This is a genomic window from Allobosea sp. BE125 (assembly GCF_031456075.1).
GTDB lineage: Bacteria > Pseudomonadota > Alphaproteobacteria > Rhizobiales > Beijerinckiaceae > Allobosea.
In genome coordinates this window covers 121,877-148,227 of record NZ_JAVDTY010000004.1, presented here as the reverse complement: position 1 = coordinate 148,227, position 26,351 = coordinate 121,877, and the positions used below count along the sequence as shown (strand labels likewise).

The window sequence follows — 26,351 nt, the reverse complement described above, 5'->3', positions numbered from 1 at the left end:
AGGGAAGGGCGGTCGAGGGCTTAAGTTCCTTCCCTCATCCGTCTGCTTCGCAGACACCTTCTCCCCCGGGGGGAGAAGGGAAGGCGCGCTCATGCAGCTGACGCGCCTCAAGCTCACCGGCTTCAAGACCTTCGTCGAGTCGACGGAGTTTCTGATCGAGCCGGGGCTGACCGGCATCGTCGGCCCCAATGGCTGCGGCAAATCCAATCTCGTCGAAGCCCTGCGCTGGGTGATGGGCGAAAGCTCGTTCAAGAACATGCGCGGCTCGGGGATGGACGATGTCATCTTCGGCGGCTCGAATGAGCGCCCCGGCCGCAACATGGCCGAAGTCGCGCTCACCCTCGACAATACCGACCGCAAGGCACCTGCCGCCTTCAACGAGACCGATGTCCTCGAAGTCACCCGCCGGATCGAGCGCGAGGAAGGCTCGACCTATCGCGTCAACGGCAAGGAAGTGCGCGCGAAGGATGTGCAGCTCCTGTTCGCGGATGCCGCAACCGGCGCGCGCTCGCCCGCTCTCGTACGGCAGGGGCAGATCAGCGAGATCATCTCGGCCAAGCCGCAATCGCGCCGGCGCATCCTCGAGGACGCCGCCGGCATCGCCGGCCTGCACAGCCGCCGCCACGAAGCCGAACTGCGCCTGCGCGGGGCGGAAGAGAATCTGACGCGGCTCGAGGACGTGCTCGGCGAGATCGACGGGCAGATCGAGGCGCTGCAGCGCCAGGCCCGGCAGGCCGGGCGCTATCGCAGCCTGGCCGCCGATATCCGCCGGGCGGAAGCCGTGCTGGCGCTGATCGCCCATCACGAGGCACGCTTGCAGGAAGCGCAGGGCGAGCGCGCGCTGGAGGCCGCCGTGCGCGGCGTCGCCGAACAAACCGGCATCCAGGCGGAAGCGGCGCGGATGCAGGCCGTCGCGGCGCATGCGCTGCCGGCGCTGCGCGAAGGAGAGGCTGCGGCGGCCGCGACTTTGGTGCGGCTCAAGCGCGGCCTCGACGAGATTGAGGCCGCCAACCGTCGCGCCAGGCAGCGCGGCGAGGAACTCGGCCGGCGCTTGACCGAGCTCCAGGGCGATCTCTCCAGGCAGGAGAACGTCGCGCGCGATGCGAGCGGAAGCCTGTCACGGCTGGCGGAAGAGGATGACGAGCTGGCGCGCGAGGGCGCAGGCGCCGCGGCCAGCGCCGAGGCGGCAACGGCCAGCCTCTCCGAGACGGAAGCCGCCCTTGCCGCAGCCGAGACCGAGCACGCCGCCGCACAGGCGCGCCTCTCCGATCTCGGAGCGCGGCGCGGCGCACTCGAGCGCGCCTTGCGCGAGGCGCGCGAGCGCGTCACCAGGGCCTCGGGCGAGCGCGACCGCTTGCTGCGCGACCAGGCCGCGCTCGACGCCGCGACCGCCTCGACGCCTTTGGCGGCGCTACAGGAGGCGGTCACCACCAGCGAGGCCGCGATGGGCGAGGCCGACGCCCGGGCCAATGCCGCACGCGGCGCGCTTGGGGCCGCCCGCGAGCGCGAGACGCAATTGCGCGGGCCGCTGGCCGAGGCCGACCGCAAGGCGCAGCGGCTGGAAACCGAGATCAAGACCTTGCAGAAGCTGCTCGCGCCGGCGGCCGGCGATCTCTGGCCGGCGGTCATCGAGGCGATCAGCGTCGCCAAGGGCTATGAGACCGCGCTCGGCGCGGCGCTGGGGGACGATCTCGACGCCGCCACCGAGGCCTCCGCGCCGACGCATTGGCGCGACACCGGCCCGGGCGGGGACGACCCGGCCTTGCCTGCCGGCGTCGAGGCGCTGGGCCAGCAGGTGCGCGGTCCCGCCGCGCTGAAACGCCGGCTCGCGCAGATCGGCATCGTGGCGCGCATTGATGGCGCGCATCTGCGCGATCAGCTCAAGCCGGGCCAGCGGCTGGTCTCGCGCGAAGGCGATATCTGGCGCTGGGACGGGTTCACCAGCGCCGCCGAAGCGCCCTCCCCGGCCGCGCGCCGTCTCGCCGAGAAGAACCGGCTCGGCGATCTCGAACGCGAAGCTCAGGCCGCGCGCGAGGCGGCGGAAACAGCGCGGGACGGCCTCGATGCGGCAACGAACGAAGCCAAAGCCGCGGCCCAGACCGAGACCGTGGCGCTCGAAGCCGTGCGCGTGGCGCGGCGCGGGCTCGACCAGGCGCGCGAACAGCTCACCGCCGCCGAGCGCAAAGCCAGCGAGACGGCCGCAAGGCGCTCGGCGCTGAGCGAGGCGATCGAGCGTCTCGGCCAGACCATCACTGAAGCGACGGCGCAGGCGGCCGGCCATGAGGAGGCGTACGGTGCGCTCTCGCCATTGACCGATCTCGAAACCGTGCTGCTGAAGGCGCGCGTCGAGCTGGGCGAACGGCGCGTCGCGGCTTCCGATGCGCGGGCGCGGGTCCAAACCCTGGCGCGCGAGGCGGAGCTGCGCACGAAGCGGCGCGCCGCCATCGCGCAGGATGTCGCGGCCTGGCAGCAGCGCGCCGCCACCTCCAGCCAGACGGCCGAGGAAACCAGGCGCCGCATCGAGACGGTCGCGGCCGAGCAGAAGGCGCTGCTGGAGGCGCCCGACACCTTCCTGGTCGAGCGTCGCCGAATCGTCGCCGAGATCGAAACCGCAGAGGCTGGCCGGCGCGAAGCAGCCGACAGCCTCGCCAAGGCGGAAACCGCCCTGGCCGAGGCCGATCGCCAGGCGCGGGCCGCGCTCGAAGGCCTGGCCGGCGCGCGTGAATTGCGCGCTTCCGCCGAGGCCAGGCTCGAGGCCGCCCGCCAGCGCGTCTCCGACGTGGCGCGCCAGATCGAGGACGGGCTGGAGACGACGCTGGCCGAACTGCAGGGGCTGACGGGGCTGAAGCCCGGCGAGGACCTGCCCGTGCAGGGCGCGGTCGAAAGCCGCCTCGCCGGCCTCAAGGCCGAGCGCGAGCGGCTCGGCGCGGTTAATCTGCGCGCCGAGGACGAGCTCTCCGAGATCAAGGCCAAGCGCGAGGGCATGACGGGCGAGCGCGACGATCTGAGCGAGGCGATCCGGCGCCTGCGCCAGGCGATCGGCGCCTTGAACCGCGAAGGGCGCGAACGCCTGCTCGCCGCCTTCGAGATCGTCAACGAGCAGTTCCAGCGCCTGTTCAGCGTGCTGTTCGGCGGCGGCACGGCCGAGCTGAAGCTGGTCGATTCCGAGGACCCGCTGGAGGCGGGGCTGGAAATCTTCGCCCGCCCGCCCGGCAAGAAGCCGCAAGTGATGACGCTGCTCTCGGGCGGCGAGCAGGCCCTGACCGCTACCGCGCTGATCTTCGCCGTGTTCCTGACCAACCCCTCGCCGATCTGCGTGCTCGACGAGGTCGATGCGCCGCTCGATGACGCCAATGTCGAGCGCTATTGCGACCTGCTCGACGAGATGGCGCGCCATACGCAGACGCGCTTCATCCTGATCACCCACAACCCGATCACCATGGCCCGGATGGACCGACTCTTCGGCGTCACCATGGCCGAGCGCGGCGTCAGCCAGATGGTCTCGGTCGACCTCGCGACCGCCGAACGCATCCGCGAGGCCGGTTGAAAAATTGCCACAATCGACGCGGCAATGCGGCAAGAATGTCGCATCTCGCCTGAATTTATAAATATTCCAATACCTTAAGCCACTTTGCCCTGCCTTGACAGGGCGGGGACCGGGCAATAAAGGAGGCCGTGCTGACGACGGCTCGATGCGCGGGTCTGGACAGGGATAGAGTGGTTTTTCACCGGATCGTGGCCATTTCGCGATCAGGGAGGGATCATCGCCATGTCGGAACCTGACAAAAGCGCCTCAGATACGGAGTTGCGCGCAAGACTGGACTCTTTGAAGTCCGCCATCGGGCGGGCCGAGGAGAGTGAAAAGCCGGGCGCAAGTCCGGCGGGGAAGGACAAGGCGCTTGCGGGCGCGATGTCATCCGGGTTTCGCGCAGCAACCGATCTTGCAGGCGGCATCATCGCGGGCGCCCTTCTCGGGTTCCTCGGAGACCGGTGGCTCGGAACGTCTCCGTTCCTGCTGATCGCCTTCCTGGCGCTCGGCACCATCGCCGGTTTTCGTTCCGCTTATCGGCTCGGCGTGCGTCCGACCTCAGGGTCTCAGGACGACGCGGCGAAGAAATAACCGAAGAGGCAGCCAGGCTGGCTGCGCGACGAGGGGCTTGAGACATGGCGGCTGGCGGCGGAATCGATCCGATCCACCAATTCGAGATCCATCCGATCGTGGGCCTGCGCCCCTTCGGGCTCGACCTGTCGTTCACCAACTCCTCGCTGCTGATGGTCCTGATCGTCGGCGTCGTCTCGCTCGTCATGATCTATGGCTCGAGCCAGCGCGCCACCGTGCCCGGTCGCCTGCAGTCGCTCGCCGAGATCGCCTATGAATTCGTCGCCTCGACGGTCACAGGTGTGATGGGCAAGGACGGCATGCGCTTCTTCCCCTTCGTCTTCTCGCTCTTCATGTTCGTGCTGACGGCGAACCTGCTCGGCATGGTCCCGAGCTCCTTCACCGTCACCAGCCACATCATCGTCACCGCCGCCTTCGCCTTCCTCGTCATCGGCGTCGTGCTGGTCTATGGCATCGTCAAGCATGGCAGCCATTTCTTCGGCCTGTTCGTGCCGTCGGGCGTTCCCGGCTGGCTCCTGCCCTTCATGGTGCTGATCGAGGCGGTCTCCTTCGTCTCGCGGCCGATCTCGCTCTCCTTGCGTCTGTTCGGCAACATGCTCGCCGGCCATATCGCGCTCAAGGTCTTCGGCGGCTTCGTCGTCGCGCTGACCACGGGAGCCGGCGTGCTCGGCTATGTCATCGCGCCGCTGCCGCTGCTGCTCGCCATCGCGCTCACCGCCCTCGAGTTCCTCGTCGCTTTCCTGCAGGCCTATGTCTTCGCGATCCTGACCTGCGTCTATCTCAACGATGCTCTGCATCCGGGCCACTGAGCCCAGAGCCGAGATCGCGAGAGTTCACCCACCCGCTCAAGCTTTTCACACCGGAGAAAGACTATGGATCCTGTTGCAGCCAAGTATCTCGGCGCTGGCCTCGCCTGCCTCGGAATGGGCCTCGCCGCCATCGGCGTCGGCAGCATTTTCGGCAACTTCCTCTCGGGCGCGCTGCGCAACCCTTCGGCCGCCGACGGCCAGTTCGGGCGTGCCTTCATCGGCGCGGCGCTCGCGGAAGGTCTGGGCATCTTCTGCTTCGTCGTCGCGCTCGTCCTGATGTTCGTGCTCTGACGCACGCATCTTACGTCGCCTTGTCGAACTCCGGCGCGTCTCGTGGCGCCGGAGTGCCGGCATCACTGCTCTTCCGGCTGAAAGGCATTGCCATGCCGCTTCGTTCTGCAACCGTCTTCGGACGAGGACTGGTGGCTTCCGCCGCCCTGCTCGCGGCCGGTGCGGCCCAGGCCGCGGCAGAGCACGGCGCCAAGGCCTCCTTCCCGCCCTTCGACGCCAGGACCTTCGCCGGACAGCTCTTCTGGCTGGCGATCTCGTTTGGAGCCCTCTACTGGCTGATGTCGAGGGTCGCCCTGCCGCGTGTCGGCGCCATCCTGGAGGAGCGGGCGAACACGATCTCGCGCGATCTCGACCAGGCTGCAGAGATGCAGGCGAAGGCCGAGGAAACCTCCCAGGCCTATGAGAAGGCTCTCACGGAAGCCCGCAAGAACGCGCAGTCGATCGCGCAGGCTTCCCGCGACGCCGGCGCCAAGGCGTCGGACGAGCGTCGCCGCTCGGTCGAGGCCGAACTCACCGCCAAGCTCGACAAGGCGGAAGCCGCCATCGCCAGCACCAAGTCGAAGGCGATGTCCAATGTCCGCGGCCTCGGCAGCGAAGTCGCGATCGCGATCGTGACCAAGTTGACGGGTCAGGCCCCCAGCACGGCTGAGGCGTCCGACGCGGTCGATCAAGCCCTGGCGCAGGGCTGAGGAGAGATCAGATGGATACCTTCTGGGTCGGCGTCGCCTTCGTCATCTTCCTGGGCTTGCTCGCCAAGTTCGGCGTGCACAAGAAAATCACGGCCGCGCTCGATTCGCGTGGCGAGATGGTCGCCCGCGAACTGGCCGAGGCCCGCCGCTTGCGGCAGGAAGCCGAAAAGCTGCTCGCCGAATACGAAGCCAAGCGCAAGGCCGCCGAAGCGGAGGCCGCCAGCATCATCGCTGCGGCCAATGACGAGGCCAAGCGTCTCGCTTCCGAAGCTGAGACCAAGCTGAGCGAGTTCGTCACCCGCCGCACCAAATCGGCGGAGGACAAGATCGCTCAGGCAGAGATCCAGGCGGAGGCCGAGGTTCGCGCCGCCGCCGCCGAGGCAGCCACCCGCGCCGCCGAGGCCATCCTGCGTGGGCAGATGGCCGGGAAGGCCGGCGAAGCCGCCTTCTCGACCGGCCTGCAAGAGGTCAAGGCCAAGCTGAACTGAGTTTGTCTCGGCCGGCCATCAAATCGACGCCGCGATCCCCTGGGATCGCGGCGTTTTTCTTTGGCGCGCCGCCGCCTTGCGCCGTTCAGGAGGCTTCCGTTCCATGATGCCGTTCCTTCGGACCGCTGTTCTCGCCAGCACCCTCCTCCTTGATCCTATCGGCCTGGGCCTCGCCGGCTCGGCATTCGCGATGGAGCAGGTCAGCTTCGCCTCGCGCGACGGCACCCTCCTGACGGGCTGGCTCGCCAAGCCGGCGGGCACAGGGCCCTTCCCGACCGTGGTGGCCATGCATGGCTGCGCCGGCCTCTGGAGCCGCTCCGGCAAGATGAATGCGCGCGAGACCGACTGGAGCCAGCGCCTCAACGCCGCCGGCTACGCCGTGCTGCTGCCCGACAGTTTTCGCCCGCGCGGACTATCCTCGCTCTGCAATGATCGCGACCGCGCCTTGACCCCGGCCGGGCGCACCAAGGATGCCTTCGGCGCGAGCGACTGGCTGGCGCAGCAGCCCTTCGTCGCAGCCGGGCGCACCAGCCTGATCGGCTGGTCCAATGGCGGCTCGACGGTGCTGCGCGTAGCCGGTGACGCAGCCGCGGCCGGCGCTGGCGGGTTTCGCAAGGTGATCGCCTTCTATCCGGGCTGTCGTGTGATCCTGAAGCGCGGCTGGAGCGCCAAGGTGCCGACCACGATCCTGCAGGGGCTCGCCGATGACTGGACACCGGCCGCGCCCTGCCAGGAACTGGCCCAGCGCGGCGGCGCGCAGTTCACCGGCTTTGCCGGCGCCTATCACGATTTCGACCATCCCGACCTGCCGCTGCGCGAGCGCAACGCCGCCTTTTCGCAGCGCCCGGACGGCAAGGTCACGATCGGTACCAATCCGGAGGCCCGCCAGCAGGCGATCAGCGCCGTGATGGCGATCCTCGCCGCGCCTTAGAGCATCGGCCCGAAAACTGGGAACCGGTTTTCGGGGCAGGCCGATGCATAGTCGAAGCGCAGCAGCATCAATCCGAATACCAAGTTCGGTCTGATGCTGCAGCCCCTCAGTTGATGGCGGTCGCCGTCGTGGCCGGGGCAGGTTTCACCGCCACGGGCTTGGCCGGCGCCGTCACGGCAGGCTTGGCCTCGAGCCTCTGGGGAGGAACCTGGGGCGGCGTCTTAGGCTTGGGCTTGCGCGCCACTATCGTCGAGGTGGCGATGCCCTGCGGTGTGTCGAGCCCGTAGATGTCCTCACGGAACTGGACGAGCCCATCGCCCGACTGCCAGCCGGTGAGATAGACCCAGGCAACCGGCACCGACTTCTTCAGGGGAATGTTCTTGCGCTCGTTCTTGGCGATCTCGGCCTCGATCGCCGGCTGCGTCCACTCCGTACCTTCGAGCAGCCAGGCGGCGAGGTCGCGAACGCCCTCGATACGGGCGCAGCCCGACGAGTTGAAGCGGACATCGTTGCGAAACAGCGTCTTCTTCGGCGTGTCGTGCATGTAGACCGCCTCGGAATTTGGCATATCGATCTTGAGCTGACCGAGCGAGTTCGTCGGGCCCGGCTCCTGCCGCACGGTGAAATAGGGCGACTTAAGGCTTGCCCAGTTCACGCTCGCGGGGTCGATTTCCTTGTTCTCGGCGCCCAGCAGCTTCATGTTCGACTTGGCGATGAAGCCCGGATCCTGCCGCATATGGGGGATGATGTCAGCCTTCACGATCGAGGTCGGCACCGTCCAGTAGGGGTTGAGGTTCACCGAGGTGATGTTGGCCTGCAGCACCGGCGAGGGCCGGTCCGACCGCCCGACCACGGCGAGATGCCGGCGCTGGACGACGCCGTTCTCCACCGCCTCGACGCTGGCGCCGGGGATGTTGACCACGACATAGCGCCCGGCAAAGGTGAAGCCGTTGCTCTTCAGCCGCTCCAGCGTGGCGGTCAGCTGGTTCAGGCGCACCTCGACCGGCACGTTCATCGCCTTCAGCGTCAACCGGCCGACCGTGCCGAGATCCGACAGGCCATGACGAAGCTGGAAGCGCTTCACCGCGGTAACGACGGCCGCGTCATAGACATCGCCCGACAGGGCCTCGGGGGCGAGATCCCCGCTCAGCATCAATCGCTGCTTCAGGATCGTGACGTCGGGCCCCTGCGCATCGGGCTTCAGACTCGAAACCGAGCCCGGCACCTTGGGCCAGCCGCCGCGATTGGCGATGTCCTCATGCGCGATCAGCGCCTCGAGCGTGCGGTCATAGGTGTTGGGGCCGTAGCTCGGCTGCTCGGCGCGCGCGCCTGCCGCGCCCAGGAAAAGGGCGAAGGCAGCGGCGACGGAAATCTTGACGAAACGCACAGCCATGGAACGGTCCCACAATGCGCCGAAGGCGCACCTCGGAAGCTTCCCTCGCATATGGTCAAGGAAGCCTTAAGGCCGGGGAGAGAATTACGTATCGGAACGTTTCCGGGCGCGAGCCATGGACAAAATACGAATGATGACTATCTTGACCATCATGACCATAAAATAAGGACGTTTGGCATGAGCACGCCACACAAGGTGGACTGGACCGTCGCCAGCGCAAAGGCGCGGTTCTCCGAACTGATCGAGAAAGCGCGCTCCGAAGGACCGCAGACCGTGACACGGAATGGCAAGCCCACGGCCGTCCTCGTGTCCATCGACGAGTGGGAAAGGAAGACCGGACGAAAGGGCACGTTGACCGAGTTCTTTCAGAATTCGCCTCTGCGCGGTGCTGATCTCGATCTGGTTCGGCTTGACCATCCTCCGCGTAAGGTAGAGCTGTGACCTACCTGCTGGACACGAATGTGGTCTCGGAACTGGCAAAACCCAGCCCCTGGCCCAGCGTATCCCGCTTCGTCGACGAACGTGAAGACCAACTGTACATCAGTGTCATCACCCTCGCCGAGATTCGCTACGGGGTCGCTTCTCTCGATCACGGAAGGAAGCGCCAGGTCTTCGAAGCTTGGCTGGAACACGACCTTCCCGACCGCTTTGGCGATCGCATTCTTGGCATCGACCCAATGATCGCGAAAGCTTGGGGCGACCTAATGGCGTTGTCACAGCGCCGAGGAGCCAATGTCCAAGCCATGGACGGCCTGCTCGCAGCCACCGCCCACGCTCGTGGATTGGTCCTCGTCACTCGAAACACGCGTGATTTCGAGCGACTGGACCTTGAACTTCTCGATCCCTGGCAGCTCCGATAACGTCCGCCCCTACTCCGCCGCTTCGGCGATCGGCTGCGGCTTGACCCATTTCAGCACCGGCTGGCGCGCGGCGCGGGTTTCGTCGAGGCGGCGGATCGGGGCGTGGTGGGGCGCTGCCGTGAAGCGCGCCTTGTCGTTACCTTGCGCCGCCATGGCGAGGTCACGCAGCGTCGCGATGAAGAGGTCGAGCGAGGCCTTGGATTCCGACTCGGTCGGCTCGATCAGCATCGCGCCATGCACGACGAGCGGGAAATACACCGTCATCGGGTGATAGCCCTCATCGATCATCGCCTTGGCGAAATCGAGCGTCGAGACGCCGGTGCCCTTGAGCCATTCGTCGTCGAACAGCGCCTCATGCATCGAAGGGTGGTCCGGGAAGGGCAGCGACATCAGGTCGGACAGGCCGGCGCGGATGTAGTTGGCGTTCAGCACCGCGTCCTCGGAAGCCTGCTTCATGCCGTCAGAGCCGTGGCTGAGCATATAGGTGAGCGCGCGGACATACATGCCCATCTGGCCGTGGAAGGCTGTCATGCGGCCGAAGGGCTGGTTGCCGGCGGGCGCATCGTCCTTGTTCTCGATCAGGCGCGGCTTGCCGTTCTCGACATGGATGAAGGGCACCGGCGCATAAGGCGCGAGCCGCTCCGACAATACGACCGGGCCCGCACCCGGACCGCCGCCGCCATGGGGCGTCGAGAAGGTCTTGTGCAGGTTGATGTGCATGGCGTCGACGCCGAGATCGCCGGGCTTGGCCTTGCCGACGATGGCGTTGAAGTTGGCGCCATCGCAGTAGAAATAGGCGCCGGCCTCATGCATCGCGGCGGCAATCTCGACGATCTGCGGCTCGAAGATGCCGCAGGTGTTGGGGTTGGTCAGCATGATCGCGGCGATCTCGGGCCCGAGCAGCGCCTTGACGTCCTCGACCGCGACGGTGCCGTCCGGACGGGCCGGCACCGACTTCACGGAGAAGCCGATCAGGGCGGCGGTCGCCGGATTGGTGCCATGCGCCGATTCCGGCACGAGCACGACATTGCGGGTCGCGCCCTCGCCCTTGGCGGCGATGGCGGCCTTGATCGCCATCATGCCGCAGGCCTCGCCATGCGCGCCGGCCTTCGGCGACAGCGCAACCGCCGGCATCCCGGTCAGCGTCATCAGATAGTGCGAGAGCTGCAGCATGACGTCGAGCGCGCCGGGCACGGTCGAGACCGGCTGGAGTGGGTGCACGTCGGAGAAGCCCGGCAACCGCGCCATCTTCTCGTTCAGGCGGGCATTGTGCTTCATCGTGCAGGAGCCGAGCGGGAAGAGCCCGGTGTCGATGCCGTAATTCTTCTGGCTGAGGCGGACGTAATGGCGCATCGCCTCGGGCTCGGAGAGGCCGGGCAGGCCGATGCCGTCCTTGCGCGCATGCTTGCCCAGGCGCGATTTGAACGGCGCGGGCGCATCGATATCGACGCCCGTCGTCTCATGATGGCCGATCTCGAAGATCAGCGGCTCGATCTGCTGCAGAGCCTTGTTGCCGGTGAAGGTGGCGTGCTGCTCGCTGGCAGCCTCGCCGGCCTGGGTGGGACGTCCCTGACGATTGAGCATGGTGTTTATGTCCGATCAGCGAAACTTATAGGCGAATGAGAGCATCGAGTTGAGGCCGTCGCGCGCTTCCGCCGCGTCGAGCCCGATCGAAACGAAATACTGTATGAGGCGATTGATTCCGGCCTGATCGCCGGGACCGTTCGGCGGCGCCTGGCCGGCGAGCTTGGCGCAGATCACCCAGCTCATGGTGCGCCGCTCGCGCGCCTGGTTGGCATAGAAGCGTGGATCCGAGGCGGCTTTCTCGAACAGCCGCCCCCAATCCTGATTGGCGGCCGCCGGAATCGCCTCGATGCGGATGAAGGTCGAATCCTGCGGGCTTCTGGCGCGATTGAGCAGATGGTCGATGTCGAAACCGGCAAGCTCGGCAGATGTCGCCCTGACGCCATAGGCTTCGCGAATGAACGCCAGATAGGCGGAGCGATAGCCGGAATAACGCGCCGCGACCCAGCAGCTCGCCTGCGCATCGGGATCACCGGGCCTGGTCACCATGGCGACATTGCGTTCGTCGCGCCGGCCGACTCCGCCAGCCATGCCGGCCTCGCCGGCATCCGAGATGAACACCAGCCCCGGCAGGACGCCGGGCGCCTCGACCTGCACCTGCACGAGCGGGCTGCGCACCCACGAGGCGATGAGCGCTCGCTGGCGGCGCGCGATGATGGCGTGCAGGGACATGAGAGCCGTTCCTTCCGTTAAACGTCAGAGAACCTCGCGCAGCCGCGCGACGAAGGCGTCACGATCATCATCCGTATTCACTTCGGTGTTCGCCACGATCAGCAGGTCATCGAGCCCAGCGCCGGGCAACAGCCGCGAGACCGGCACGCCGGCGAGCACGCCCTTTTCGGCCAGCGCTTCGACCACCGCGGCGGCGGGCTTCGGCAGCTTCACGGTAAACTCGTTGAAGAAGCTCTCATTGAGCACGGTGACGCCCTTCACCCCGCCCAGCATGTCGGCGAGCTTGACCGCGTTGGCGTGGTTGACCTCGGCCAACCGCGACAACCCGGCCTGGCCGAGCAACGTCATGTGGATGGTGAAGGCGAGCACGCAGAGGCCGGAATTGGTGCAGATGTTCGAGGTCGCCTTGTCCCTGCGGATATGCTGCTCGCGGGTCGAGAGCGTCAGCACGAAGCCGCGCTGGCCGTCGGCGTCCACCGTCTCGCCGCAGAGCCTGCCCGGCATCTGGCGGACATATTTCGACTTGGCAGCGAAGAGCCCGACATAGGGGCCGCCGAAATTCAATGCGTTGCCGATCGACTGGCCTTCGCCGACGACGATGTCGGCCCCCATCTCGCCGGGCGAGGTGATCGCGCCGAGCGAAACCACTTCGGTGACGACCGCGATCAGCAAGGCGCCATGGGCCTGCGCCTTCGCGGCGATCGGGGCGAGGTCGCGCAGATTGCCGAAGACGTCGGGCGATTGCACGACGACGCAGGAGGTCTCGTCGTCGATCTGGGCGAGGATGTCCTCATCGGCCGCGACATCGGGCTTCAGCGCCACGACCTCGTCGCTCGCCATCTCGGAGAGCGTCTTCACCACCTCGGCGTAATGCGGGTGCAGGCCGCCCGACAGCAGGGCCTTGCGGCGCTTGGTGACGCGGTGAGCCATCAGCACGGCTTCGCCGGTGCCGGTCGAGCCGTCATACATCGAGGCGTTGGCGACCTCCATGCCGGTGAGCGCCGCGACCTGGGTCTGGAACTCGAAGAGATATTGCAGCGTGCCCTGCGCGATCTCGGGCTGGTAGGGCGTGTAGCTGGTCAGGAATTCCGAGCGCTGGATCAGGTGATCCACCGTCGCCGGGACATGATGCTTGTAGGCTCCGGCCCCGACGAAGAAGGCCACGGAAGAGGCGGCCACGCTCTTGGCCGCGATGCGCCCCATGATGCGCTCGACCTCGAGCTCACCCTTGGAGCGAGGCAGATCGAGCGGCGCGGTCAGGAGCTTGCCCGCCGGTACGTCGCTGAACAGCGCATCGACATCGGGAACGCCGATGCGGGCGAGCATGTCGATCCGGTCGGTGTCGGTAAGGGGGAGGTAGCGCATGGGGTGCTTCCGTGGTGAGTTGGGTGTCATCCCGTGTGCGCTGCGGCACGAAAGTGCCGCTGCGCAGACACGGGATCGTATGACGAGAAGGCGCCTTATCCGGAGAGCGATCCCGCTTCAGCGCAGCAGCACTTTCGTGCCGCAGCGCATGCGGGATGACACCGTTCAAAGCGTCTTGACGTAATCCTGGTACTCGGCCTCGCTCATCAGGCCCTCGAGCTCGGCGGCGTCGCTGAGCTTGAGCTTGACGAACCAGCCCTTGCCGGCCGGATCCTCATTGACCGTGCCGGGCGAGGCCTCAAGATCGCTGTTGACGGCGACGACCTCGCCGGAGACCGGCGCATAGACCTCGGACGCCGCCTTGACGCTCTCGACCACGGCCGCTTCGCCGCCCTTGGTCACGGCCTTGCCGATGGCAGGCAATTCGACGAAGACGACGTCGCCAAGCTGCGCCTGGGCATAGTCGCTGATGCCGACCGTGCCGGTGTCGCCCTCGATGCGGATATATTCGTGGTCCTTGGTGTAGCGGGTCTCGGCCATGGTCTTGTCTCCTGGAAAGGGAATCGGGATCAGCGCTTGTAGCGGTTGGGCACGAAGGGCATCGCGGCGACGACCGCCGACAGCGGCTTGCCGCGCACGATCAGATCAAGCCGCGTGCCGGGAGCAGAATGCGCCTTGGCGACGTAGCCCATGGCGCAGGGCGCGTTCAGCGTCGGGCCAAAGCCGCCAGAGGTAACCTTGCCGACGATCTCGCCCTCGGGCGTGGCGATCTCGGCGCCCTCGCGAGCCGGAGCGCGCCCTTCCGGCAGCAGCCCGACGCGGACGCGCGCCGGCCCCTCAGCGAATTCGCGCTGGATGCGGGCAGCACCGGGAAAGCCGCCCTCCTCGCGCCGGCGCTTCTGGATCGACCAGGTCAGCGCGCCCTCGACCGGCGAGGTCGTGGTGTCGATGTCATGACCGTAGAGGCACAGGCCAGCCTCCAGCCTGAGCGAATCACGCGCGCCGAGCCCGATCGGCTTGACGCGGGCGTCGAGCAGCAGCGTGTCCCAGATCTCGCCGATCTTGTTCGCGGCAGCCGAGATCTCGTAGCCATCCTCGCCGGTATAGCCGGAGCGGCTGAGATTGGCCTTGATGCCGGCGACCTTCATGCTGCGCGAGGTCATGAAGCCCATCTCGGCGGCCTCGGGCGCGAGCACGGCCAGCGCCTCGGCGGCGGCGGGTCCCTGGATCGCGATCAGGCCGCGATGCTCGGCCCGGATCAGCTTCACATTGGCCGGCAGCCGCGCCTCGATATGGGCGTAGTCCTCGGTCTTGCAGGCGGCGTTGACGACGAGATAGAGCGCGCCGTCCTCATCGGGGTCGAGCGAGCGCGTCACCATCAGATCGTCGAGGATGCCACCCTCCTCGTTCAGGAGCTGCGAATAACGCTGCTTGCCGGGGGCGAGATTGAGGATGTCGGCGGGAATCAGGGCTTCCAGCGCGCGCGCCGTGGTCTCGTGATCGGGACCGACCAGGAAGGCCTGGCCCATATGCGAGACGTCGAAGAGCCCGGCCTTCTCACGCGTCCAGTTATGCTCGGTCAGGATGCCGCTGGGGTACTGCACCGGCATGTCGTAGCCGGCGAAAGGCACCATGCGGGCGCCGAGCGCGACATGGCGGGAATGGAGCGCGGTCCTGAGCGACGGGGTCTCGGGCGATGCATGAGCAGTCGCGGTATCGGCTTCGGCAGCCATGGAGGGCCCCTTCCAGAGTCAAGCGCAAGCCCCGGACGGAACTGTCCGGAGCGCGCCCCCTCTGTCTCGGAACCTGAGAGATTTCCCCATTCCGGCGTCGTCAGCCGGACAGGTTACACCCGTCGGTGGGCGGAATCGCTTCCACCACTTTCCAGAGCGCCAACTCCCCTAGCGGTCCTTTTGCCTGAGCGTTTCCGGGGCGGTTGCGCCTTCGGCGCCGAATCCGGACAAGTCCGGACACGGTCTCTCCCGCGGGGATGTGCGGCTATAGGCAGACATACTGGAGGCAGCCCTTGAGTCAATCGGGCGGCTGCCTCGTTTCGCGGCAGGCAACGCGATTTTCCACGCAGCGCTGGAGCGGCTTCTTCGCGCGGACCGGTACCCGCTTCGCTCGAAAACGCCTTACCTGCGCCGTCTGTGCGCGGCCGGCGCGGCGCCGGCGGGCGAGAGGTCGACGGTGATCTCGACATCGCCGCGGCCGGGCGGGACCACGATGCCCTGCTCGACATAGGAGAAATCGACGCCGCCCTGGCCGCTGGCGATCGTTCCGCCGACGCGGGCCGAGCGGCGCGCCACCGAGGTCGTGCCACGCGTGACCGTGGTCATCAGGGTCGCGTAATAGCTGCCTGGTGCACCGGCCGGGCCGAGCAGCACGCGGCCCTCGACGCCAACCTTGAGATTGTAGCCGCCATTGCCCGTCGCCGTGCATTCGCGCGCAACATTCAGAATCGAAATTTGATGGCGCAGGCTGCCGCTGTCAGTGCCCGACTGGGCGCGCATCGCGGCGCCGCCATCGGCAATGATCACCTCGGGGCAGACCAGCGACTCTTCTTCGTCCTGACGCTCCTTCTGGACCTCGCCCTGCGTCTTCGGCGGCGCCGGCGGCACGGTCGTGGACTGGAACATCACGACATTGCTGAATTTCTGGAACGCGCTCGGCTCTCCCGAGGAGGAGCCGGACGAACCGCAGCCGGCGAGGCCGACACACAAGACAGGAAGAATCAGCCACTGCGGCCGGCTGAATGTCGCGTCAATCACGGCAAGGTCTCCACGCCGGGGCCGAATCCGGAAAGCGAGACGGGGATGCCCACGCCCTCCTCGGGTGTCTGGAACACGATGAATGTGGCGCTTTTGCCGGTCTTGAGCTGGCCGAGCAGCGCATCGTCCATCACCACCTCGGCGACGCAGCCGGTGGTCAGGCAGCGCACGAAGCCGGCCCGGCCGATATCCTTGTCGTCGATCTTCAAGCCCAGCCCCGAGGGCAAGAGCACGCCGAGCGGCGCGACCACGCGCAATAGCCGGCTCTTCTGATCGGCCGTCTTGAGCACGATGACGAGCAGCGTCAGGTTCGGCCGGTCCTCGGCCGCGACATTCTGCACGAGCGCGCATTGCTCGGCCTTGGCGCCGGGCGGCACCTCGCAGCGCATCTGCCAGTCGCCATGCGTCGACTTGACCGCGCCCTGGGCCAGCGCAGCGCCGCTGCCGCTGCAGGCGGCCAGCGCGGTCGCGAGGACGCGTCCGATCATCTTGCCCATCCCTGCCTAACCTCCAAACCGGCGCACGCCGCCGGGCGTGACGAATAAAGCAGCCGAATTCAGGCGAAAAGCCGGTCAGCGCCCCGGCGCGCGCCGCCCTCGCCAAATCATGCCCGTGTTGGGACCATGCAGGCCCTGTCCTGTCAAGGCGAGAGCCCAAAGCCGAGCCCGCCGCGACATACGACCTCGCGCGATTATGCCGCACGGCATGCGTGGAAGGCCCGCATTGCCCCACTGGCGCAAGCGTGATCTTTGATTTATCGCAATGCCGAAGTGCAAGGTGGGCCGCTGGGTCGTAACTTTGTCGCACGGACGCCTTTCGATCAGGGCGTTCCGAAGCGGGCATGATGAGGAGCTAGGTCGGACCGATGCGATTTCTGAGCAGGACCCTTGCAACCGTGGCCGCCATGGCCCTTGCGGCCGGAGCGACGGCGCTTCTCCCCGACGCCGCCCTGGCCGGCACCGGGATGCCCAGCGACTGGCAGATGAATCTGCAGGGGCCGGCGACCGAGGTCTCGGAATACATTCACTGGTTCCACAACTGGCTGAACGTCATCATCTTCATCATCTCGGTCTTCGTGCTGGGGCTCCTGGTCTATGTCGCCTGGCGCTTCAACGAGAAGGCGAACCCGGTTCCCTCGAAGACGACGCATCACGCGCTGCTCGAAGTCGCCTGGACGGTGATCCCGGTCCTGATCCTGGTCGTCATCGCGATCCCCTCCTTCCGCCTGCTCAAGCTGCAGCTCGAGATTCCCCAGGCCGACCTCACCGTGAAGGTCACCGGCAAGCAGTGGTACTGGTCCTATGAGTACCCGCAGGATGGCGGCGCCTTCGGCTTCGACTCGCTGATGCTGGACGAAAAGCAGCGCGCCGAGGCGATCAGCACCAACAAGATCGCCGCCGCCGAGGCCCCCCGCCTGCTCGCCGTCGACAACGAGGCCGTGGTCCCCGTCGGCAAGATCGTACGCATCCAGGTCACCGGCGCCGACGTGATCCACAAGTTCACGGTGCCGTCCTTCGGCATCAAGATCGACGCCATCCCCGGCCGCCTGAACGAAACCTGGTTCAAGGCCGACCGCGAGGGCATCTATTACGGCCAGTGCTCGTTCATCTGCGGGCAGAACCATTCCTACATGCCGATCGCCTTCCGGGTCGTCAGCGCCGAGAAATACGCCGCCTGGCTCGCCGATTCGAAGAAGAAGTTCGCCAATGCCGACGACGCGACCAACAAGGTCGCCGCCGTCGGCCAATAGGCGCCGTTTTACGAACCGTTTGCCGCCCGGCCACTGCTGCGGCGCAACTCGATCGACCGACTGTAGCGAACCCGATTCGCATAAGGAGACCACCCCATGGCAACTGCGGCTCACGACGCCCATGGCCACGGACATGACGATGCCGGCCACGAGCACCACCCGACCGGGTGGCGCCGCTGGCTGTTGTCCACCAACCACAAGGACATCGGCACGCTCTATCTGTGCTTCTCGATCATGGCGGGCCTCGTCGGCGGCTTCCTGTCGATCATGATGCGCATCGAGCTGCAGCAGCCGGGGCTCCAGATCTTCGCCAACGGCCAGAGCTACAACGTCTTCGTCACCGGCCACGGCCTGATCATGATCTTCTTCATGGTCATGCCCGCCGTCATCGGCGGCTTCGGCAACTGGTTCGTGCCCTTGATGATCGGCGCGCCGGACATGGCCTTCCCGCGCATGAACAACATCTCGTTTTGGCTGACGGTCGCCGGCTTCGTGCTGCTGATCATCTCGATGTTCGTGGAAGGCGCTCCCGGCGCCCATGGCGTCGGCACCGGCTGGACGATCTATCCGCCCTTCTCCTCGGCCGGCCATCCCGGCCCCTCCGTCGATTTCGGCATCCTGGCGCTCCACCTCGCCGGCGCGGCCTCGATCCTGGGCGCGATCAATTTCATCACCACCATCCTGAACATGCGCGCTCCAGGCATGACGCTGCACAAGATGCCGCTCTTCGCCTGGTCGGTGCTGGTCACCGCCTTCCTGCTGCTGCTGGCGCTGCCGGTGCTCGCCGGCGCCATCACCATGCTGCTGACCGACCGCAATTTCGGCACGACCTTCTATGACCCGGCCGGCGGCGGCGACCCGATCCTCTACCAGCACCTGTTCTGGTTCTTCGGCCACCCCGAAGTCTACATCATGATCCTGCCGGCCTTCGGCATCGTCAGCCACATCATCTCGACATTCTCGAAAAAGCCGATCTTCGGCTATCTCGGCATGGCCTACGCCATGGTCGCGATCGGCGTCGTCGGCTTCATCGTGTGGGCGCACCACATGTACACCGCCGGCCTCTCGCTCAACACGCAGCGCTATTTCGTCTTCGCGACGATGGTCATCGCGGTGCCGACGGGCGTGAAGATCTTCTCCTGGATCGCGACGATGTGGGGCGGCTCGATTCGCTTCACCGCGCCGATGCTGTGGGCGAACGGCTTCATCTTCCTGTTCACCGTCGGCGGCGTCACCGGCGTCGTGCTGGCCAATGCCGGCGTCGACCGCTCGCTGCACGCGACCTATTACGTCGTGGCGCATTTCCACTACGTGCTGTCGCTGGGCGCCGTGTTCGGCATCTTCGCGGGCTTCTACTACTGGTTCCCGAAGATGAGCGGCTACGTCATCCCGGACTGGATCGGCAGGCTGCACTTCTACGTCGCCTTCATCGGCGCCAACGTGCTGTTCTTCCCGCAGCACTTCCTCGGCCTGGCCGGCATGCCGCGTCACTATGCCGACTATCCCGACGCCTTCACGCACTGGCACTTCATCTCGTCGATCGGCTCCTACATCTTCGCCGCCGGCCTGCTGATCTTCTTCTACGGCGTCTACGCCGCCTTCTCGAAGAAAGTCCTCGCCGGGGACAATCCCTGGGGTGAAGGCGCCACGACTCTGGAATGGACGCTGCCCTCGCCGCCGCCCTTCCACCAGTTCGAAACCCTGCCGCGCATCACCGGCTCGGACCACTGATCCAACCGGCGGCGGGCTCATCGGGGCCCGCCGCCGCCCCTCTCCCGAGCGCCTGTCGAGGCGTTCCGGAGACGGGCGGCCAAAGCTTCTTCTGCCCTGGCTCGCTTCCGCCGAAAGCCCATCGCGCCCCAAGGGGTGCCGCAACAAGTGAATTGACCTGAATCCGATGTCCGCTGCGTTCGACAGGATCGATCCTCGCACCGAAGGTGGCGCGCTGACCTCCACGGGAGAGGCGCGCGACTTCTTCGAGCTGCTGAAGCCGCGCGTGATGCTTCTCGTCGTGGTCACCGCGCTCGGCGGCATGGCGACGGCGCCTGGCTCCGTGCATCCGGTGATCGGCCTCGCCGCCCTGCTGGCGATCGCCGTCGGGGCCGGCGCCTCGGGCTGCCTCAACATGTGGTACGACGCCGACATCGACGTGCTGATGGCGCGCACCGCCAAGCGCCCGATTCCGGCCGGCCGCATCCTGCCCTCGGAGGCGCTGGCCTTCGGCTTGACCCTGTCGGTCGGCTCCGTGCTCGTGCTCGGTCTCGTTGCCAACCTGCTGGCGGCCGGCATGCTCGCCTTCACGATCTTCTTCTACGCCGTGATCTATTCGATGTGGCTGAAGCGCTGGACGCCGCAGAACATCGTCATCGGCGGCGCGGCCGGCGCCTTCCCTCCGATGATCGGCGAGGCGGTGGTGACCGGCGATTTCGGCATGCACTCGCTCGTGCTGTTCGCGATCATCTTCCTGTGGACGCCGCCGCATTTCTGGGCGCTGGCCCTGGTGAAGTCCGAGGACTACGCCCGCGCCGGCATCCCGATGCTGCCCAATGTCGCCGGAGCCGCCGCGACGCGTCGCCAGATCATGGCCTATTCGCTGGTGATGGCGCCCGTCGCCGTGCTGCCCGCCCTGATGGGCTTCGGCGGGCTGATCTATCTTGTCGTCTCCGTGATCACGGGCCTGGCCATGATCGGCCTTGCGGTGCGCGTGCTGCGCACGACGCAGGGCGAGGCCGCCAGCAAGGCCTGCTATGCGCTGTTTGGCTTCTCTATCCTCTATCTCTTCCTGCTGTTTGCCGTGCTGCTCGCCGAGAACAGCCTCGGTCTGATGTGGGCACTGCCCAAGGTGATCGGATGAGCGAGGCTCCCAAGCGCCCGAAAGCACCGGCTTTCACGCCAGAGGATCTGGCGCGCCGCAAGCGTCGCTCGGTGGCGCTTGCGCTCGTGCTCGCCGGCCTCGTCGTGTTCTTCTTCGTGGTGACGCTGGTGAAGACCGGCCCCGCGATCATGAACAGGCCGCTGTAATGGCGCCCGCCCCTGCGCCTCGCGGACAGCCCGCGAACCTGCGGCGCACCGCGCTGATCTGTGCCGGCGTCGCCATGGGCATGACCGGCTTGGCCTTTGCCTCGGTGCCGCTCTACGACATGTTCTGCAAGGCGACGGGCTTCGGCGGCACGCCGATGGTCGGCACGGCCGGCGCGGGCGTGATCCTCGACCGGACCATGGCCGTGCGCTTCGACGCCAATGTCGCGCCCGGGCTGGGCTGGACCTTCACGCCCGAGAGCCCCGAGATCAGCCTGCGCGTCGGCCAGACGCAGACGGTGTTCTACAAGATCACCAACCGCACCAGCCGCACTTCGACCGGGATCGCGACCTTCAACATCGCGCCCGAGAAGGGCGCGGCCTATTTCGTCAAGATCCAGTGCTTCTGCTTCACCGAGCACACGCTGCAGCCGGGCGAGAGCCTGGAGGCGCCGGTGGTTTTCTACATCGACCCGGAGATCGCCGGAAATCGCGACCTCGACGGCGTCAATTCGATGACCTTGTCCTACACCTATTTCCAGTCGAAGGCGGGCCAGCCCGTCGCCGAGGGCAAGGGTGACGCGGCCAAGTCAAACCTGTAACTAGTCAAACCTAATACGAGCGAAGCCGAAGCGCTGCGCAGATAAAGTCGGACGCGGAGACTGATACATGGCCGGGGCCCATACCAAGAACCACGACTACCATCTCGTCGACCCGAGCCCGTGGCCGCTCGTCGGCGCGACCAGCGCGACGGTGATGGCGATCGGCGCCGTGATGTGGATGAAGGCCATGCTGCTGGGCGGCATGAAGCTCGGCCCCATGGTCTTCGGCATCGGCCTGCTCGGCGTGCTCTACACCATGCTCGCCTGGTGGATGGACGTGGTCCGCGAGGCCGAGAAGGACGGCTACCACACCAAGGTGGTGCAGATGCACCATCGCTACGGCATGATCATGTTCATCGCCTCCGAGGTGATGTTCTTCGTGGCCTGGTTCTGGGCCTATTTCGACGCCAGCCTGTTCAGCTACGAGGCGATCAACTTCACCCGCCATGAGTTCACCGGCGGCGTCTGGCCGCCCAAGGGCATCGAGACTTTCGACCCCTGGCATCTGCCGCTGCTCAACACGCTGATTCTGCTGACCTCCGGCACCACCGTGACCTGGGCACATCACGCTTTGATCGAGGGCGACCGCAAGGGGCTGAAGCAAGGCCTCTGGCTCACCGTGATCCTCGGCATCCTGTTCACGCTCTGCCAGGCCTATGAGTATTCGCACGCGGCCTTCGCCTTCAGCGGCAACGTCTATGGCGCGACCTTCTTCATGGCGACCGGCTTCCACGGCGCGCATGTGATCATCGGCACGATCTTCCTCGCGGTCTGCCTCTACCGGGCCTATCTCGGCCATTTCAAACCCGACCAGCATCTCGGCTTCGAATTCGCCGCCTGGTACTGGCATTTCGTCGACGTGGTCTGGCTGTTCCTGTTCGCCTCGATCTATGTCTGGGGCGCGGGCGCCCACGCCGCCGCTGGCGCGCACTGACGAGCGGCCGCAGGCACTGATATGGCAAAGGCGGCCGCAAGGCCGCCTTTGTGCTTTGAAGTCACATGATGGAGGCCGCCATGGCCGACGAACACCATAGTTTGCCCTCGCCCTATACCACGGGGCTGACCGGCCGCTGCCCGCGCTGCGGCGAAGGCAAATTGTTCGACGGCTTTCTCAAGGTGCGCCCGCGCTGCGCCGCCTGCGGGCTCGACTTCGCCTTCGCCGATTCGGCCGATGGGCCGGCCGTCTTCATCATGCTGATCGCGGGCTTTGCCGTGCTGGGCGCGGCGCTCTATGTCGAGATTGCCTATGAGCCGCCGATCTGGGTGCATATGATGATCTGGCTGCCGCTCGCCGTGATCGTCTGCCTGGCCCTGCTGCGCCCGATGAAGGGGCTCGCGGTCGCCCTGCAATATGTCAACAAGGCGGAAGAGGGCAGGCTGGAGAAATGAGCGGCGAGGCCCTCCCCGCCCGGCGCCGCCCCAGCTTGCTCGCTCCGGCGATCCTGACGGTCATCGGCACGCTGGTGCTTTGCGCGCTTGGAGCCTGGCAGCTCGAACGCATGACCGAGAAGCACGACTTCATCGCGCGACTGGAGGCGCAGGCCGCCGGCGCCCCCGCCGCCATGCCCGCTACCGCCGACTGGCTCACGCTCGACCCCGTTAAGCTCGACCTGACGCGCGTTGCGGCAAGCGGAGCCTTCATCGACGGCCCCTTCGCCAGCGTGCGCACCACGATCGCCTCCGGCGGGCCGGGCACGCGCCAGCTCTCCGGCTTCGGGCGCTGGGTCTTCCAGGGCTTCCGACTGGCCGATGGCGGCACGATCCTGATCAATCGCGGCTTCGTGCCGGAGAACAGGCTCGGCGAGATCAAGCCCGCAGCGGGCCCGGCGACCGTCACCGGCTTCCTGCGCGCGGCAGAGGTGCGCAACGCCTTCACACCCAACGATCTGCCCGCCCAGCGCGAGTTCTATACGCGCGATCCCGCCGCCATCGCAGCCTCGCTGGGCTTGAGCGGCGGCCCCTCCTTCTATCTCGAAGCCGAACGCCAGGGCGACGGCCTGACCCCGCCTGCCGGGGTCGACCCCAAGGAGCTGATCGCCCGGATTCCCGACAACCACCTGCAATATGCGCTGACCTGGTTCGGGCTGGCGCTGACGCTGCTGGGGGTGTTCGTGGCCTTCGTCTTGCAGGCGCGCAAGCTCCCGCAGGCGCACAAGGCCGGCAACGCAGTGCCGTGATGCGCAGCCGGTTTTGCCCAAACCGGCAGAGCAGCCTATAGCATCAGCTGGGATCACCGAGACCAAACACAGTGCTGCACGAGTCCACTCGCGGGGAAGCGCCCGCGCTCTCCTTTTCCGACGCTCTTCTCGCCGGGCTTGCCCGCGATGGCGGGCTTTATGTACCGAAGTCCTGGCCTGTCCTGCCGCAGGGCGAGATCGCGGGCTTTGCCGGAAAATCCTATACGCAGGTCGCCGAACGTGTTCTCGGTGCGCTGACCGATGGCGACATCGAGACCAAGGCGCTGGGCGAGATGATCAAGGAGGCCTATGCCGGCTTCCGGCATCCGGCCGTCTGCCCGCTGACGCAGCTCGCCGACAATCTCTTCGTGCTCGAACTCTTCCACGGCCCGACGCTCGCCTTCAAGGACGTGGCGATGCAGTTGCTCGGGCGATTGATGGACCATGTCCTGGCCTTGCGCGGCGAGCGCGCCACCATCGTCGGCGCGACCTCGGGCGACACTGGCGGGGCGGCGATCGACGCCTTCAAGGGTCTTGCCCGCGTCGATGTCTTCATCCTCTACCCGCAGGGGCGGGTTTCGGATGTGCAGCGCCGGCAGATGACGACGGTCGATGCGCCCAATGTCCACGCCATCGCGGTCGACGGCACCTTCGACGATTGCCAGAATCTGCTGAAGGCGATGTTCAACCACCACGCCTTCCGCGACGAGATCGGTCTGTCGGGCGTCAACTCGATCAATTGGGCCCGGGTCGCGGCGCAGAGCGTGTACTACTTCACCTCGGCGGTGGCGCTTGGCGGACCGGCGCGCAAGGTCTCCTTCGCCGTGCCGACCGGTAATTTCGGCGATGTGCTCGCCGGCTTCGTCGCCAAGCGCATGGGGCTGCCGATCCAACGATTGCTGATCGGCACCAACAGCAACGACATCCTGGCGCGGACGCTGGCGAGCGGCGTCTACGAGATGCGCGGCGTCGCCGCGACGACCTCGCCCTCGATGGACATCCAGATCTCGTCGAATTTCGAGCGTCTGCTGTTCGAGGCGCATGACCGCGACGGCGCTGCCGTGCGCCGTTTGATGCAATCGCTGCAGCAATCCGGCCGTTTCGAGATCGCCGCCGGGCCCTTGGCGAAAATCCGCAATGAATTCGACGCCACCGCGGTCGACGAGGCGCAGACCGCCGCCGAGATCGACCGGACCTGGCGCGAGGCGGGCTATCTGCTCGATCCGCATACGGCGGTGGGCCTCAGTGCGGCGCGGCGCGGCCTTGAGGCCGATCCGGCCACGCCGATGATCGTGCTCGGCACGGCCCATCCCGCGAAATTCCCCGTGGCGGTGAAGGCGGCGAGCGGCGTCTCGCCTGCTTTGCCGGCCCATCTCGCCGATCTGATGGAACGCCAGGAGCGCTTCACCTTGCTGCCGAACGATCTCGCCCGCATCGAGGATTTCGTGCGGCAGAATGCGCGCGCGGTCAGGGGAGCGGCGGCATGAGCGCGACCGGCCCGGCCGAGACAGCCGACATCGCGGCCCCGACCGGCAACGGCCATGGCGCGCACGACCCCGATGTCGGGCTGACGACGCTGCCATCGGGCCTGCGCATCGTCTCGCAGCATATGGACCACGCCGTGACCGTCTCGCTCGGCATCTGGATCGGCGCAGGCTCGCGCGACGAGCTGCCCCATGAGCACGGCCTCGCCCATCTGCTCGAGCACATGGCCTTCAAGGGCACGGCGCGGCGCAATGCGCTCGAGATCGCCGAGGAGATCGAGAGCGTCGGTGGCGATCTCAACGCCGCGACATCAGTCGAATACACCTGCTACACCGCCCGTGTGCTCGGCTCCGACCTGCCGCTGGCCGTCGACATCCTCTCCGACATCCTGACCGCGCCGGCGCTGACCGCCGAAGAGCTCAAGCGCGAGAAGGGCGTGATCCTGCAGGAGATCAGCGCCGTCCAGGATACGCCCGACGACCTCGTCTATGATCGCTTCCTGCAGGCGGCCTTTCCGGACCAGCCTCTCGGCCGGCCGATCCTGGGCACGGCCAAGACGGTCAAGGGTTTCACGCCCGATGCGATCCGCGCCTATCTGGCGCGGCACTATCATGCCGGCAATATGGTGCTGGCGGCGTCGGGCGCCGTCGACCATGCCGAACTCGTCGCCCTGGCGGAAAAGCACCTCTCCACCCTGCTCCCGGGCCCCGCCACCGCCGCCCCCCGCGAGACGGGCCACTATCGCGGCGGCGAGGCCCGGATCAAGAGCGACGAAGAGCAGGTCCATCTCGTCCTCGGCTTTCCCGGCCAGCCCTTCAGCAATGGCGCGCATTACCCGCTGCAGATCTTCTCCTCGGTGCTCGGCGGCGGGCTGTCGTCGCGGCTGTTCCAGCAGGTCCGCGAGCAGCGCGGCCTCGCCTATGCGGTCGACGCCTTCCACTGGCCCTTCTCGGATTGTGGCGTGTTCGGCATCAGCGCCGGCACCGCGCCCGAGGATGTCGGCGAATTGATCGATGTCGCGCTCGCCTGCCTGCGCCAGGCGGCTGAGGATGTCAGCGAGGTCGAGGTCGCGCGTGCCCGGGCGCAGATGAAGGTCGGGCTTCTGGCCTCGCTCGAAAGCCCCGGCGGCAAGCTGGAGCAGATGGCACGCCAGGTCCTGCTCTTCGGCCGCGCCATCCCGCGCGAAGAGCTTGCCGCGCGGCTCGATGCGGTGACCCTGGAAGACGTCCGCGCCGCCGGGCGCTCGCTGCTCGGCCACCAGCCGACGATCGCTGCGGTCGGACCGCTGCAGGGCCTGCCACCGGCCCAGCGCCTGCTCCACGCAGCACGGGTCCCGGACTGAACCG

27 protein-coding genes and 2 riboswitches are annotated in these 26,351 nt (G+C 66.9%); of the genes, 19 read left to right on the top strand and 8 right to left on the bottom strand.

The genetic code is table 11. The features are described 5' to 3' along the window. Window positions 1–91: 91 nt before the first annotated feature. From J2Y55_RS11490 to J2Y55_RS11460, 7 genes are all read left to right on the top strand, one after another. Window positions 92–3,547 carry an AAA family ATPase gene (locus J2Y55_RS11490; RefSeq protein WP_310152488.1) on the top strand — a complete coding sequence of 1,152 codons (3,456 nt, stop codon included), beginning with the start codon at window positions 92–94 and terminating at the stop codon, window positions 3,545–3,547. A 222-nt stretch (window positions 3,548–3,769) separates the two neighbouring features. Beyond that, window positions 3,770–4,120 carry an AtpZ/AtpI family protein gene (locus tag J2Y55_RS11485; protein ID WP_092169535.1) on the top strand — a complete coding sequence of 117 codons (351 nt, stop codon included), beginning with the start codon at window positions 3,770–3,772 and terminating at the stop codon, window positions 4,118–4,120. A 44-nt stretch (window positions 4,121–4,164) separates the two neighbouring features. Further along, a complete protein-coding gene (locus tag J2Y55_RS11480) occupies window positions 4,165–4,929 on the top strand; it encodes a F0F1 ATP synthase subunit A (RefSeq protein ID WP_069690157.1) in 765 nt (254 codons plus the stop codon). A gap of 63 nt (window positions 4,930–4,992) precedes the next feature. Next, entirely contained in the window at window positions 4,993–5,220 is a 228-nt protein-coding gene (locus J2Y55_RS11475; RefSeq protein ID WP_056707584.1) for a F0F1 ATP synthase subunit C, read from the top strand. Window positions 5,221–5,351: 131 nt separating this feature from the next. Further along, entirely contained in the window at window positions 5,352–5,909 is a 558-nt protein-coding gene (locus J2Y55_RS11470; protein WP_310152478.1) for a F0F1 ATP synthase subunit B family protein, read from the top strand. A gap of 11 nt (window positions 5,910–5,920) precedes the next feature. Further along, window positions 5,921–6,397 (top strand): F0F1 ATP synthase subunit B family protein, encoded by a 477-nt coding sequence (locus J2Y55_RS11465; RefSeq protein WP_310152475.1) that lies wholly within the window; start codon window positions 5,921–5,923, stop codon window positions 6,395–6,397. Window positions 6,398–6,500: 103 nt separating this feature from the next. Continuing rightward, window positions 6,501–7,328, top strand: coding sequence for a dienelactone hydrolase family protein (locus tag J2Y55_RS11460; protein ID WP_310152472.1), 828 nt, complete (start codon window positions 6,501–6,503; stop codon window positions 7,326–7,328). A gap of 106 nt (window positions 7,329–7,434) precedes the next feature. Here J2Y55_RS11460 and J2Y55_RS11455 read toward each other — a convergent pair whose 3' ends face one another. Beyond that, window positions 7,435–8,721 (bottom strand): L,D-transpeptidase family protein, encoded by a 1,287-nt coding sequence (locus J2Y55_RS11455; protein ID WP_310152470.1) that lies wholly within the window; start codon window positions 8,719–8,721, stop codon window positions 7,435–7,437. Window positions 8,722–8,898: 177 nt separating this feature from the next. Here J2Y55_RS11455 and J2Y55_RS11450 point away from each other — a divergent pair, with 177 nt between their 5' ends. Together J2Y55_RS11450 and J2Y55_RS11445 are read left to right on the top strand one after the other, a co-directional pair. Further along, window positions 8,899–9,162, top strand: coding sequence for a type II toxin-antitoxin system Phd/YefM family antitoxin (locus J2Y55_RS11450; RefSeq protein ID WP_310152467.1), 264 nt, complete (start codon window positions 8,899–8,901; stop codon window positions 9,160–9,162). After that, window positions 9,159–9,581, top strand: a complete 423-nt coding sequence (locus tag J2Y55_RS11445; RefSeq protein WP_310152463.1) for a type II toxin-antitoxin system VapC family toxin — start codon at window positions 9,159–9,161, stop codon at window positions 9,579–9,581. Before J2Y55_RS11450 ends, J2Y55_RS11445 begins: the two co-directional genes overlap by 4 nt. A 9-nt stretch (window positions 9,582–9,590) precedes the next feature. Here the strand turns inward: J2Y55_RS11445 and gcvPB are convergent, their stop codons facing one another. The 7 genes from gcvPB to J2Y55_RS11410 form a co-directional block, all read right to left on the bottom strand. Next, entirely contained in the window at window positions 9,591–11,165 is a 1,575-nt protein-coding gene (gcvPB, locus tag J2Y55_RS11440) for an aminomethyl-transferring glycine dehydrogenase subunit GcvPB (protein WP_310152460.1), read from the bottom strand. Window positions 11,166–11,180: 15 nt separating this feature from the next. Further along, window positions 11,181–11,837 carry a hypothetical protein gene (locus tag J2Y55_RS11435; RefSeq protein ID WP_310152458.1) on the bottom strand — a complete coding sequence of 219 codons (657 nt, stop codon included), beginning with the start codon at window positions 11,835–11,837 and terminating at the stop codon, window positions 11,181–11,183. 24 nt (window positions 11,838–11,861) lie between these two features. After that, a complete protein-coding gene (gcvPA, locus tag J2Y55_RS11430) occupies window positions 11,862–13,202 on the bottom strand; it encodes an aminomethyl-transferring glycine dehydrogenase subunit GcvPA (RefSeq protein ID WP_310152455.1) in 1,341 nt (446 codons plus the stop codon). Between the two features lie 165 nt (window positions 13,203–13,367). Beyond that, a complete protein-coding gene (gene gcvH / locus J2Y55_RS11425; RefSeq protein WP_310152452.1) occupies window positions 13,368–13,742 on the bottom strand; it encodes a glycine cleavage system protein GcvH in 375 nt (124 codons plus the stop codon). A 29-nt stretch (window positions 13,743–13,771) separates the two neighbouring features. Continuing rightward, entirely contained in the window at window positions 13,772–14,935 is a 1,164-nt protein-coding gene (gene gcvT / locus J2Y55_RS11420; protein WP_310152449.1) for a glycine cleavage system aminomethyltransferase GcvT, read from the bottom strand. Between the two features lie 51 nt (window positions 14,936–14,986). Further along, window positions 14,987–15,097: riboswitch (glycine riboswitch) on the bottom strand. Then, window positions 15,098–15,197, bottom strand: a riboswitch (glycine riboswitch). Window positions 15,198–15,337: 140 nt separating this feature from the next. Continuing rightward, entirely contained in the window at window positions 15,338–15,973 is a 636-nt protein-coding gene (locus J2Y55_RS11415; RefSeq protein ID WP_310152446.1) for a hypothetical protein, read from the bottom strand. Further along, complete coding sequence (locus J2Y55_RS11410) at window positions 15,970–16,470, bottom strand: invasion associated locus B family protein (RefSeq protein WP_404978886.1); 501 nt, start codon at window positions 16,468–16,470, stop codon at window positions 15,970–15,972. Before J2Y55_RS11410 ends, J2Y55_RS11415 begins: the two co-directional genes overlap by 4 nt. A gap of 407 nt (window positions 16,471–16,877) precedes the next feature. On the opposite strand from J2Y55_RS11410, the gene coxB reads away from it, so the two are divergent. The 10 genes from coxB (at window position 16,878) to J2Y55_RS11360 (ending at window position 26,347) form a co-directional block, all read left to right on the top strand. Beyond that, complete coding sequence (coxB, locus tag J2Y55_RS11405) at window positions 16,878–17,723, top strand: cytochrome c oxidase subunit II (protein WP_310153319.1); 846 nt, start codon at window positions 16,878–16,880, stop codon at window positions 17,721–17,723. 96 nt (window positions 17,724–17,819) lie between these two features. After that, window positions 17,820–19,454, top strand: coding sequence for a cytochrome c oxidase subunit I (gene ctaD / locus J2Y55_RS11400; RefSeq protein WP_310152440.1), 1,635 nt, complete (start codon window positions 17,820–17,822; stop codon window positions 19,452–19,454). Between the two features lie 166 nt (window positions 19,455–19,620). Then, on the top strand, window positions 19,621–20,577 hold the full coding sequence (locus tag J2Y55_RS11395) for a heme o synthase (protein ID WP_310152437.1): 957 nt from the start codon (window positions 19,621–19,623) through the stop codon (window positions 20,575–20,577). Further along, window positions 20,574–20,744, top strand: coding sequence for a hypothetical protein (locus J2Y55_RS11390; RefSeq protein WP_199579105.1), 171 nt, complete (start codon window positions 20,574–20,576; stop codon window positions 20,742–20,744). The genes J2Y55_RS11395 and J2Y55_RS11390 overlap by 4 nt, the downstream gene beginning before the upstream one ends. Beyond that, on the top strand, window positions 20,744–21,343 hold the full coding sequence (locus J2Y55_RS11385; protein WP_310152430.1) for a cytochrome c oxidase assembly protein: 600 nt from the start codon (window positions 20,744–20,746) through the stop codon (window positions 21,341–21,343). The genes J2Y55_RS11390 and J2Y55_RS11385 overlap by 1 nt, the downstream gene beginning before the upstream one ends. Window positions 21,344–21,410: 67 nt before the next feature. After that, window positions 21,411–22,277, top strand: a complete 867-nt coding sequence (locus J2Y55_RS11380; RefSeq protein WP_310152428.1) for a cytochrome c oxidase subunit 3 — start codon at window positions 21,411–21,413, stop codon at window positions 22,275–22,277. Between the two features lie 80 nt (window positions 22,278–22,357). Then, window positions 22,358–22,732: a DUF983 domain-containing protein gene (locus J2Y55_RS11375; RefSeq protein ID WP_310152424.1), complete on the top strand. Its 375-nt coding sequence runs from the start codon at window positions 22,358–22,360 to the stop codon at window positions 22,730–22,732. Beyond that, window positions 22,729–23,520 (top strand): SURF1 family protein, encoded by a 792-nt coding sequence (locus tag J2Y55_RS11370; RefSeq protein ID WP_310152421.1) that lies wholly within the window; start codon window positions 22,729–22,731, stop codon window positions 23,518–23,520. The genes J2Y55_RS11375 and J2Y55_RS11370 overlap by 4 nt, the downstream gene beginning before the upstream one ends. A gap of 71 nt (window positions 23,521–23,591) precedes the next feature. Continuing rightward, a complete protein-coding gene (gene thrC / locus J2Y55_RS11365) occupies window positions 23,592–25,007 on the top strand; it encodes a threonine synthase (RefSeq protein ID WP_310152418.1) in 1,416 nt (471 codons plus the stop codon). Next, window positions 25,004–26,347, top strand: a complete 1,344-nt coding sequence (locus J2Y55_RS11360) for a M16 family metallopeptidase (RefSeq protein ID WP_310152416.1) — start codon at window positions 25,004–25,006, stop codon at window positions 26,345–26,347. Before thrC ends, J2Y55_RS11360 begins: the two co-directional genes overlap by 4 nt. Window positions 26,348–26,351 lie beyond the last annotated feature (4 nt).